This window comes from Escherichia sp. E4702 (genome assembly GCF_963883545.1).
In the GTDB taxonomy this organism is placed as follows: domain Bacteria; phylum Pseudomonadota; class Gammaproteobacteria; order Enterobacterales; family Enterobacteriaceae; genus Escherichia.
Genome location: NZ_CAWORF010000038.1, coordinates 1 through 9,439, shown reverse-complemented (window position 1 = coordinate 9,439; position 9,439 = coordinate 1). Strand labels below are relative to the sequence as shown.

At 50.9% G+C, this 9,439-nt stretch carries 9 protein-coding genes and 1 pseudogene; 3 read left to right on the top strand and 7 right to left on the bottom strand.

The window, feature by feature from the left end:
* Window positions 1–364 (bottom strand): annotated as a pseudogene (locus AACU94_RS23290) (transposase domain-containing protein); the annotation flags it as partial.
* Between the two features lie 121 nt (window positions 365–485).
* Window positions 486–1,424: a malate dehydrogenase gene (gene mdh, locus AACU94_RS23285; protein ID WP_064529495.1), complete on the bottom strand. Its 939-nt coding sequence runs from the start codon at window positions 1,422–1,424 to the stop codon at window positions 486–488.
* A gap of 434 nt (window positions 1,425–1,858) precedes the next feature.
* Between mdh and argR the strand changes: the two genes are divergently transcribed.
* Window positions 1,859–2,329: a transcriptional regulator ArgR gene (argR, locus tag AACU94_RS23280; protein ID WP_064529494.1), complete on the top strand. Its 471-nt coding sequence runs from the start codon at window positions 1,859–1,861 to the stop codon at window positions 2,327–2,329.
* A 365-nt stretch (window positions 2,330–2,694) separates the two neighbouring features.
* A complete protein-coding gene (yhcN, locus tag AACU94_RS23275) occupies window positions 2,695–2,958 on the top strand; it encodes a peroxide/acid stress response protein YhcN (protein ID WP_000695690.1) in 264 nt (87 codons plus the stop codon).
* Window positions 2,959–3,013: 55 nt separating this feature from the next.
* Here the strand turns inward: yhcN and AACU94_RS23270 are convergent, their stop codons facing one another.
* The 4 genes from AACU94_RS23270 to aaeX form a co-directional block, all read right to left on the bottom strand.
* Window positions 3,014–3,286: a barstar family protein gene (locus tag AACU94_RS23270; protein WP_001028998.1), complete on the bottom strand. Its 273-nt coding sequence runs from the start codon at window positions 3,284–3,286 to the stop codon at window positions 3,014–3,016.
* A 252-nt stretch (window positions 3,287–3,538) separates the two neighbouring features.
* Window positions 3,539–5,506, bottom strand: coding sequence for a p-hydroxybenzoic acid efflux pump subunit AaeB (aaeB, locus tag AACU94_RS23265; RefSeq protein WP_135488700.1), 1,968 nt, complete (start codon window positions 5,504–5,506; stop codon window positions 3,539–3,541).
* 5 nt (window positions 5,507–5,511) lie between these two features.
* Window positions 5,512–6,444, bottom strand: coding sequence for a p-hydroxybenzoic acid efflux pump subunit AaeA (gene aaeA, locus AACU94_RS23260; protein WP_130223742.1), 933 nt, complete (start codon window positions 6,442–6,444; stop codon window positions 5,512–5,514).
* Window positions 6,445–6,451: 7 nt separating this feature from the next.
* Complete coding sequence (gene aaeX / locus AACU94_RS23255) at window positions 6,452–6,655, bottom strand: p-hydroxybenzoic acid efflux pump operon protein AaeX (RefSeq protein ID WP_000051841.1); 204 nt, start codon at window positions 6,653–6,655, stop codon at window positions 6,452–6,454.
* Window positions 6,656–6,837: 182 nt separating this feature from the next.
* On the opposite strand from aaeX, the gene aaeR reads away from it, so the two are divergent.
* Window positions 6,838–7,767: an HTH-type transcriptional activator AaeR gene (gene aaeR, locus AACU94_RS23250; protein ID WP_101218082.1), complete on the top strand. Its 930-nt coding sequence runs from the start codon at window positions 6,838–6,840 to the stop codon at window positions 7,765–7,767.
* Window positions 7,768–7,846: 79 nt separating this feature from the next.
* On the opposite strand, the gene tldD is transcribed toward aaeR, so the two are convergent.
* Window positions 7,847–9,292, bottom strand: coding sequence for a metalloprotease TldD (gene tldD, locus AACU94_RS23245; RefSeq protein WP_130204524.1), 1,446 nt, complete (start codon window positions 9,290–9,292; stop codon window positions 7,847–7,849).
* Window positions 9,293–9,439 lie beyond the last annotated feature (147 nt).

The following is a 9,439-nucleotide window of genomic DNA, read 5'->3' as shown; positions in this document are numbered from 1 at the left end:
GATGCGACGTGGGCGTTATGCCAGAGCTGCGGCTGTCTGCGTGACACGCGGCGGACGGCTTCGCTTCCCAGCCGCTGACGGGCCTGGATCACGGCGCTGGGGGCAACGAAGGGACGATTGCCGGGTAACATGATATCCAGACGGTTAACGATCTGATGAAGCGGTTCTTTACGTTCAAGGGCCATGCCGACAATACACCAGACCATCATTCAAGAGGAAGGCGGCGCTTACGCAGGGTGACGGTGCCGGATTCGGCAAGGCAGCGGGAAATCAGTTCCGGGTCCAGATAGTCGCCCAGAGAAGTCAGTGGGTTACGCAGGGAATCGTAACGGGATACGAGATCAAGAGCCTGTCCAATGTGCATAAAAAAATCCGGAAACGGGTGAGCATTTCCGGATTCTTACACAGCCACTGGATCGGTCAACCGATCCTTAACTGATCGGTATTAGAGACGTTGCTCCGGTTTTTTATTATTCGTTAATCAATTACTTATTAACGAACTCTTCGCCCAGGGCGATATCTTTCTTCAGCGTATCCAGCATTCCTTCCAGCGCGTTCTGTTCAAATGCGCTCAGAGTACCGATGGATTTACGCTCTTCTACGCCATTTTTACCCAGCAGAAGCGGTTGAGAGAAGAAACGAGCATACTGGCCGTCACCTTCAACGTAGGCACATTCAACGACACCTTTTTCGCCTTGCAGCGCACGAACCAGAGACAGGCCGAAGCGTGCAGCTGCCTGGCCCATGGACAGGGTTGCAGACCCGCCACCGGCTTTCGCTTCAACCACTTCCGTACCCGCGTTCTGGATACGTTTGGTCAGATCAGCAACTTCCTGCTCGGTAAAGCTTACGCCAGGAACTTGAGACAGCAGCGGCAGAATGGTAACGCCAGAGTGACCGCCAATAACCGGAACTTCAACTTCGCCCGGCTGTTTGCCTTTCAGTTCAGCGACAAACGTATTAGAACGAATGATATCCAGCGTGGTGACGCCAAACAGTTTGTTCTTGTCATACACACCCGCTTTCTTCAGCACTTCCGCAGCGATTGCTACCGTGGTGTTTACCGGGTTTGTAATGATACCGATGCACGCTTTCGGGCAGGTTGTCGCAATTTGCTGTACCAGATTCTTCACGATACCGGCGTTAACGTTAAACAGGTCGGAACGATCCATCCCTGGTTTACGCGCTACACCTGCGGAGATTAGAACCACATCAGCGCCTTCCAGCGCAGGGGTCGCATCTTCACCAGAAAAACCTTTGATTTTCACAGCAGTAGGGATATGGCTCAGGTCGACGGCCACACCGGGAGTGACTGGAGCGATATCATACAGGGAGAGTTCTGAACCTGAAGGCAGTTGGGTTTTTAACAGTAATGCAAGCGCCTGGCCAATACCGCCAGCAGCGCCGAGGACTGCGACTTTCATCCTAAACTCCTTATTATATTGATAAACTAAGATATGTTGCTCCGCTGCCGCGACCTTAATCCACAAATTAACAGTTTACAATGACCACTTCTCAAGAATGTGTAGTCACGCAAATTTGGCGTTTATGCATTTAATTGACGTAATCAGGAACCTAACTTACGTAATTAACAGCCGCTTATGCATCAGAGCAACATTCCAACAGGTGGTGACAATATACCCTACCGTTCAGCCAAAACAACATCAATTTGATAACAATTAATTTACTTTTAAGCAGAATTTGCGCGCCGTGACGCAGGCATGTTTCTCAATCACGAAATTTGATAAAATCCCGCTCTTTCATAACATTATTTCAGCCTTCTCCAGGGCAGACTGTTTGCATAAAAATTCATCTGTATGCACAATAATGTTGTATCAACCACCATATCGGGTGACTTATGCGAAGCTCGTCTAAGCAAGAAGAATTAGTTAAAGCGTTTAAAGCGTTACTTAAAGAAGAGAAATTTAGCTCCCAGGGCGAAATCGTCGCCGCATTGCAGGAGCAAGGCTTTGACAACATTAATCAGTCTAAAGTCTCGCGGATGTTGACCAAATTTGGTGCTGTACGTACCCGCAATGCAAAGATGGAAATGGTTTACTGCCTGCCAGCTGAACTGGGCGTACCAACCACCTCCAGTCCGTTGAAGAATCTGGTGCTGGATATCGACTACAACGACGCTGTTGTTGTAATACATACCAGTCCTGGCGCGGCGCAGTTGATTGCGCGTCTGCTGGACTCTCTGGGCAAAGCAGAAGGTATTCTTGGCACCATCGCAGGTGATGACACCATCTTTACCACCCCTGCTAAAGGTTTCACCGTCAAAGACCTGTACGAAGCGATTTTAGAGCTGTTCGACCAGGAGCTTTAATCTCTGCCCCGTCGCTTCTGGCGGCGGGGAAAATAATGCATTCTCCATTCATCGCCCTGCTTTCCCCTGCCATTCATTTAACGAATAGTGCGTTTTATAGCGACAAAACATTCACACAACAAATACACAGAGCAAAAAACGCACATTTTGCAAAAACACATATCTTATTGAAATGAATGTTATTTCCACTAAACACCCGTATTTTTAATTCACTTTTGTTATAAAAATTAATCTTTTTAACAATTCTCCCTCAATAGAAACAGTTAGCGTGGTATTAATTAGCTCAATAATTAGTGTATACTTAATTTTGTGATATGGGTCACGAAACAAAGGCCCAGCTAAAAGATTATGTCGAGGTAAAAATCATGAAAATCAAAACCACTGTTGCTGCATTAAGTGTGCTCTCTGTTCTCTCTTTCGGTGCTTTCGCTGCCGATTCCATTGATGCTGCACAAGCTCAAAATCGTGAAGCCATCGGCACCGTGTCCGTCAGCGGTGTAGCATCTTCTCCAATGGATATGCGTGAAATGCTGAACAAAAAAGCGGAAGAGAAAGGCGCGACTGCTTACCAGATTACCGAAGCGCGTAGCGGCGATACCTGGCACGCCACAGCTGAACTGTACAAATAAACCCTCATCGTCTTGTCCGACGACATTGCCCCCGGTTTGGGGGCTTTTTTTTGCGCTAGTGACGAACATTAAAACGCAAATGCCCTTCCAGCTCTTCCTCCGCCTCATCAAACAGCAATATTAACGCGCCAAAACGCCGACGCGTTTTTTCTCCCAGATGAACAAATTCGATCTCCAGCGGTAGCGGCAGAACATCGTTCATTAATACATCCCACAGTGAGTCGAGATCGCGCACCTTATCTTTCGCCAGACCAAAGGTTTGGCGAAAGTCGCGATAAAAGTCCTCCTGACTCTCAATCTCATCAAAATCAAAGCTATAGATATTCATCTGTTGCCACCGTCACGTTTCGCGGCGAGTTCTGCCGTTCATCGCTAAGTATAGACATGAAAAAACCGACGCTTTTGGCATCGGTTTCTGATTACTGACAAAGTGCGCTTTGTTCATGCCGGATGCGGCGTGAACGCCTTATTCGGCCTACCAGGGGGTGCAAATTCAATATAGGCCTGATAAGCGTAGCGCATCAGACAATTTGGAGTATGTCAGCAATCTCAACCGACACCTTTTGGCGTCGGCTTTGACTTAATTATCGGTTAGCGCGTGCTGGTATTTATGCAGCATACCGGTAAGCCGATGCACCGGTTCCGTGACCTGCGGCGGCGCTTGCCAGATGCGTAGTTTTTCCTGGTAGATATCCAGTTCTTCCAGCAACTGACCGAAGTAACGACGGCGTTTGTCATCGCTGCGGGCAGAAATCACGTGGTCCGCTGTGCGGCGCATTTGTCGGTGAAATGCCGATAAATCATCGTTCACGGGTATCGGCGCATCACGCAATCGCTGGTGAGCGATAATCATCGTTAACGCCAGGCGAAACTTCGGCAAATCGCCGGGAAATTTATTCATCAGCAAAAACAACTGCTGATAAAGCGCTGGCAGATGGTTCTCTTTACGCCGGGCGACATTGGTGGTCATCGCGGAAACAGCGGCAGAAACAAACTGATTAAGCAGCACGCGTCCTGTCCTGTCGCGCGATTTATCCCGCACCAGTAGAATGACGATGAACGCCAGCACACAGCCCACGATTTGCCCCAGCGCGCTATCGAGAAACTGACTGAACTGAAAGGTCATCGGGTTATCCAACACGATAATATTAATCGTACTGGCCAGCGCGCCCATCGATCCCAACCGCCGTTTCTGCACTTCAATACCAAGGAAAAATCCCAGCACCGCCAGGCTAAGGCACAGCAGCAACATACTCTGTTGGGTATTGGGGATAATCACCAAAAAATAGAGCAGTCCTAACGGTAGCGCCGCTACCGTGCCGTAGATAAAGTCGATCGCCACCATGCGTGGATTAGGTAAACGCATTGCCAGCGACGTTACGACGGCAATCATCACCATTGCGCCACTGCCGGAGGTCCATCCGGTCCACAGCCAGAACAAAGTCCCCAGCATGCAGGACAGCGTGGTACGCCAGAAGTTGACCATTGCATGATGGCGCTCGGCGGATTCTACTTTTACTTCCGGCTCGCCTTGCAGGATCTCTTCTTCAGTGGCGTTAATTTTGGTGTTACTGATAACGCCTCGCTTGAGCAACTGATAACGCGTTGCCGCCGCAACCCAGCTATAAATAGTGATGGGTGTTTCACGTTCCCCGGTCCAGGCAATCACTCGCCGCAGGCGTTTTAGCTGCTTATGGACGTCCTGCGCAGTTTCTACCGGCGTGTCAAAAAATTCGCGGAAGGTATCAGTGATCAACTCCGGGCGCGAGTTCTGAATGAGATAAGTTTCGCAGGACTGGGTTACCAGCGTCAGCGACAACGTATTGATCGCTTTTAAACGCCGATTGGCACGCGCCCAGCGGGAAGATTCCATGTTCAGATTGCTACGCATCCCTTGCAGCGCCGTGGTGCGGCGAACCAGGTCGCCCCAGGCCTTATCAACAATCTCGCCATCATCATGTTTGATGCATAATTGCATTAGTTGATATTGCGCCACCAGCAAACTTTCCAGCTCTCGATCCACTTCTTGTTTGATCGATCGTGGAGAAAAGAGCAGATCCGCCACAATAGCACACACAATACCAATGACGATTTCACTACAACGTTCAACGGCAAACTGCGGCGTCAGCAGCGGTTCTGGCTGAATGGTAATCACAATGATCAGCGCTGTATAACCGGCAAGCCCCCACGCATAGGAGTTCTCTACTCGTACCAGCGAGGAGAGCCAGGTACAAAAACCGGCCCAGATACAGCACACCAGAATCATCAACAATGGTGCACGGATCATCGCAATAATGATCACCAGCCCGGCAATACAACCGATAAATGTACCGATGATGCGCAAAAAGCCGCGATAGCGGATGGCACCAGAGTACGGTTCGCCACCGGCGGCAAAGGCAGGACCGGCGGCAACAATCGCCGCAGTCAGAACAGCCCAGCGTGGTGTTTCAAGCTGAAAATGAAAGCCAACAAACAGCGCCAGCACAATGGCGGTCGCCAGTTTTACCGCGAAGCGAATATGTTGGTTAGCAATGGAGAAAATACCCATCGTGATTAACCAAACTCACGCAGGCGATGGGCCATTTTACGGAAGAACGAATCCTGACTTTCATCGCGATCTTGTTTACCCGTAACCACCACAGTAGCGGTAGTCCCCGCAGGCCAGATGTTATCTTGCTGGTTGTCGAGACGAATACGTACCGGGACACGTTGCGCCAGACGCACCCATTCAAGGTTGGAATCGATGGTCGCCATCCCTTTGTCGTCACGCGTACTGCTGGCGTTAGTGACCCCAGCGGCAACACTATCGACAGTCCCTTTCAGCACTTTATTGCTACCAAGCGGCGTAATTTCTGCGCGATACCCAGAACGTACCCCTTCCAGCTTGGTTTCTTCCATATAGGCCAGCACATAGAAGGAGTTCTGTTTCACCAGCGCTACAGCCGTTGAACCACGCGTAATAAATTCACCGGTATAGACGTTGAGGTTGGTCACCCAGCCATCTGCTGGCGCGCGGATCACGGTACGTTCAAGATCCAGTTTTGCCAGATCGCGGGTTGCCTGAGCTTTCGCTAACTGATGCAGGACCGTTTGCAGCACGTTATTGGCCTGGTCTATCTCTTCGCGAGACATCGCCTGTATGCCGAGACGGTTGCGACGTCCAGCTTCCTGGCGTTTTTCCTGCGCCAGTACCTGATAATAGGCAACATCAGCTTCCGCTTCTTCGAGGGCCTTTTGGTAGCGTGGCTGGTCGATGGTGAACAGTACCTGTCCTTTTTTCACCAGCTGGTTATCATGAACATTCACTTGGGTGATGAGTCCGGAGACATCCGGCGCAATCGCGACCACATCGGCGCTAAAGCGCGCGTCACGCGTCCACGGAGATTCGGTGTAATAGACCCAGGCATTAAAAATTGCGATGAAGGCCAGAATGACTAATACGACCGTGATGGCCGTACGGGAGAATTTTCTTATTAGTGTTTTCACTTCAACCTCAAACGAACAGTCGCGATATCAAATAAAACAAACAGCAATAGAGCGCGGTGTTGAACAGCGCCGGATGCCAGACGAAGTCGTAGATACCTGTTGGCACAAGGACCCGGCGCACCAGCCAGAAAATCGCCAGTGATAAAAGCAATTCGAAAAATATCGGTGGGAAGGACAGCCCAAACACCACGATAACGGGAAACAGACTCATGTTGACCTTGGTTGTATAGAGAGAGCAGGTGTTATTATTTTCAGCATCTGTCGCCGCAGAGAAGGGCATAGAAAGCCGGGCGAGAGCAACATTGCTGTAGATTGATATTTAATATATTAGCGTAACTGTTATGCTGTTATCTATATTATGTGATCTAAATCACTTTTAAGTCAGAGTGAATAATGGAACGACTAAAACGCATGTCGGTTTTCGCCAAAGTGGTTGAATTTGGTTCGTTTACCGCCGCCGCCAGACAGCTTCAAATGAGCGTTTCATCCATCAGTCAGACGGTGTCTAAACTGGAAGATGAGTTGCAGGTAAAGTTGTTAAACCGCAGCACACGCAGCATTGGCCTGACCGAAGCAGGTAGAATTTACTACCAGGGCTGCCGTCGGATGCTCCATGAAGTGCAGGATGTCCATGAGCAACTGTATGCCTTCAATAACACGCCTATCGGGACGCTGCGCATTGGCTGTTCTTCAACTATGGCTCAAAATGTTCTCGCTGGGCTGACGGCAAAAATGTTGAAAGAATACCCTGGTTTAAGCGTCAATCTGGTTACCGGAATTCCTGCACCCGACCTGATTGCCGACGGTCTGGATGTCGTGATCCGCGTCGGCGCGTTGCAGGATTCCAGCCTGTTTTCCCGCCGTCTGGGGGCGATGCCGATGGTGGTGTGCGCCGCTAAAAGCTATCTCACACAGTATGGCATACCGGAAAAACCCGCCGATCTAAGTAGCCATTCATGGCTTGAGTACAGCGTGCGTCCGGACAATGAATTTGAACTGATCGCGCCAGAAGGGATCTCGACTCGCCTCATCCCACAAGGACGGTTTGTCACTAACGATCCAATGACGCTGGTGCGCTGGTTAACGGCTGGCGCTGGGATCGCGTATGTGCCGCTGATGTGGGTGATCAATGAGATCAATCGTGGGGAGCTGGAGATCCTGCTGCCGCGTTATCAGTCGGATCCACGCCCGGTTTATGCACTGTATACCGAAAAAGATAAGCTGCCACTGAAGGTGCAGGTCGTGATCAACTCACTGACGGATTATTTTGTCGAGGTCGGTAAGTTGTTTCAGGAGATGCACGGGCGCGGGAAAAAGAAGTAATTCATGTGCGTGCCGGATAAGGCGTTTACGCCGCATCCGGCAACCAATGCCTGATGCGACGCTTACCGGCCTGGATAGATTACGCGGTACCGCCAACGGTCAGGTTGTCGACTTTAAGCGTCGGCTGGCCCACGCCAACTGGCAAGCTCTGCCCTTCTTTACCACAGACACCCACGCCGTTATCCAGTTTCAGGTCGTTGCCCACCATCGAAATTTGCTGCATGGTTTCGATACCGGAACCAATCAGCGTTGCGCCTTTCACCGGTTTCGTCACTTTGCCGTTTTCAATCAGATACGCTTCTGAGGTGGAGAAGACAAATTTGCCGGAGGTGATATCCACCTGACCGCCGCCGAAGTTCGGCGCATAGATGCCATACTCGACGGATTCAATGATTTCCTGCGGCGTCGATTTACCTGGCAGCATGTAGGTGTTGGTCATACGCGGCATGGGCAGGTGAGCATAGGATTCACGACGACCATTACCGGTCGGTGCCATACCCATTAAGCGAGCGTTGAGTTTATCCTGCATGTAACCTTTCAGGATCCCATTTTCAATCAGCACGTTGTACTGACCCGGCGTACCTTCGTCATCAATCGCCACCGAACCACGGCGATCAACCATCGTGCCATCATCCACTACCGTACACAGTTCAGATGCTACCAGCTCGCCGACCTGGCCACTAAAGACCGAAGTGCCACGGCGGTTGAAGTCGCCTTCCAGACCGTGACCTACCGCTTCATGTAACAGCACGCCCGGCCAACCTGCGCCAAGTACTACCGGCATGGTGCCCGCAGGCGCGGCAACGGCAGAAAGATTGACCAGCGCCATACGCACTGCTTCTTTCGCCCATGCATCCGCACGGACTTCACCGTCGAGATCGGCAAGGAAAAATTCATAACCAAAACGACCGCCGCCGCCGCTGGCACCGCGTTCGCGTTTACCATCTTCTTCGACCAGAACGCTTACTGAGAGGCGCACCAGTGGACGCACATCTGCCGCCAGGGTGCCGTCGGTGGCCGCAACCAGAATTAATTCATAGACGCCACTGAGGCTGGCAGTCACTTCCTGTACGCGTTTGTCGGCCTCACGGGCAACTTTATCGACGCGACGTAAAATATCCAGTTTCTCCTCGCGACTCATACTTTGCAGCGGATCAAGCGAGGTATACAGCGGGCTATGCTCTACCGCGCCCAACGTCTGTACTTTGCCATCGCCACTGTCACGGACAATGGTACGCGCCGCTTGTGCGCTCTGTTCCAGGGCCAGCAGGCTGATTTGGTCGGCGTAAGCAAAACCGGTTTTTTCACCGCTGACTGCACGCACGCCAACGCCCTGATCGATGTTGTAAGAACCATCTTTGATAATGCGATCTTCTAAAACCCAGGATTCGTGATAGCTCGACTGAAAATAGAGATCGCCGTAATCGAGGCGACGTTCGGCCAGTTGACCGAGAATCGCGAACAAATCCTGATGTTTCAGGCCGTTCGCCGCTAGCAATTGTTCACTTACCAGGTTCAGACTCATCGTTTTTGTTACTCGTTAGTTACTTCGGTAGAGGATTTTTTTACGGCTGCCGGATGCGGCGTGAACGCCTTATCCGACCTACGGTTATGTTCCGTTTGTAGGCCTGATAAGACGCACAGCGTCGCATCAGGCAACGGCTGTCGGATG

What these genes read in the sequence shown, in the direction of transcription:
- argR (WP_064529494.1), top strand. Translation starts at nt 1,859, where the DNA reads ATGCGAAGCTCGTCTAAGCAAGAAGAATTAGTTAAAGCGTTTAAAGCG.
- aaeB (WP_135488700.1), bottom strand. Translation starts at nt 5,506, where the DNA reads ATGGGTATTTTCTCCATTGCTAACCAACATATTCGCTTCGCGGTAAAA.
- yhcN (WP_000695690.1), top strand. Translation starts at nt 2,695, where the DNA reads ATGAAAATCAAAACCACTGTTGCTGCATTAAGTGTGCTCTCTGTTCTC.
- AACU94_RS23270 (WP_001028998.1), bottom strand. Translation starts at nt 3,286, where the DNA reads ATGAATATCTATAGCTTTGATTTTGATGAGATTGAGAGTCAGGAGGAC.
- aaeX (WP_000051841.1), bottom strand. Translation starts at nt 6,655, where the DNA reads ATGAGTCTGTTTCCCGTTATCGTGGTGTTTGGGCTGTCCTTCCCACCG.
- aaeR (WP_101218082.1), top strand. Translation starts at nt 6,838, where the DNA reads ATGGAACGACTAAAACGCATGTCGGTTTTCGCCAAAGTGGTTGAATTT.
- tldD (WP_130204524.1), bottom strand. Translation starts at nt 9,292, where the DNA reads ATGAGTCTGAACCTGGTAAGTGAACAATTGCTAGCGGCGAACGGCCTG.
- mdh (WP_064529495.1), bottom strand. Translation starts at nt 1,424, where the DNA reads ATGAAAGTCGCAGTCCTCGGCGCTGCTGGCGGTATTGGCCAGGCGCTT.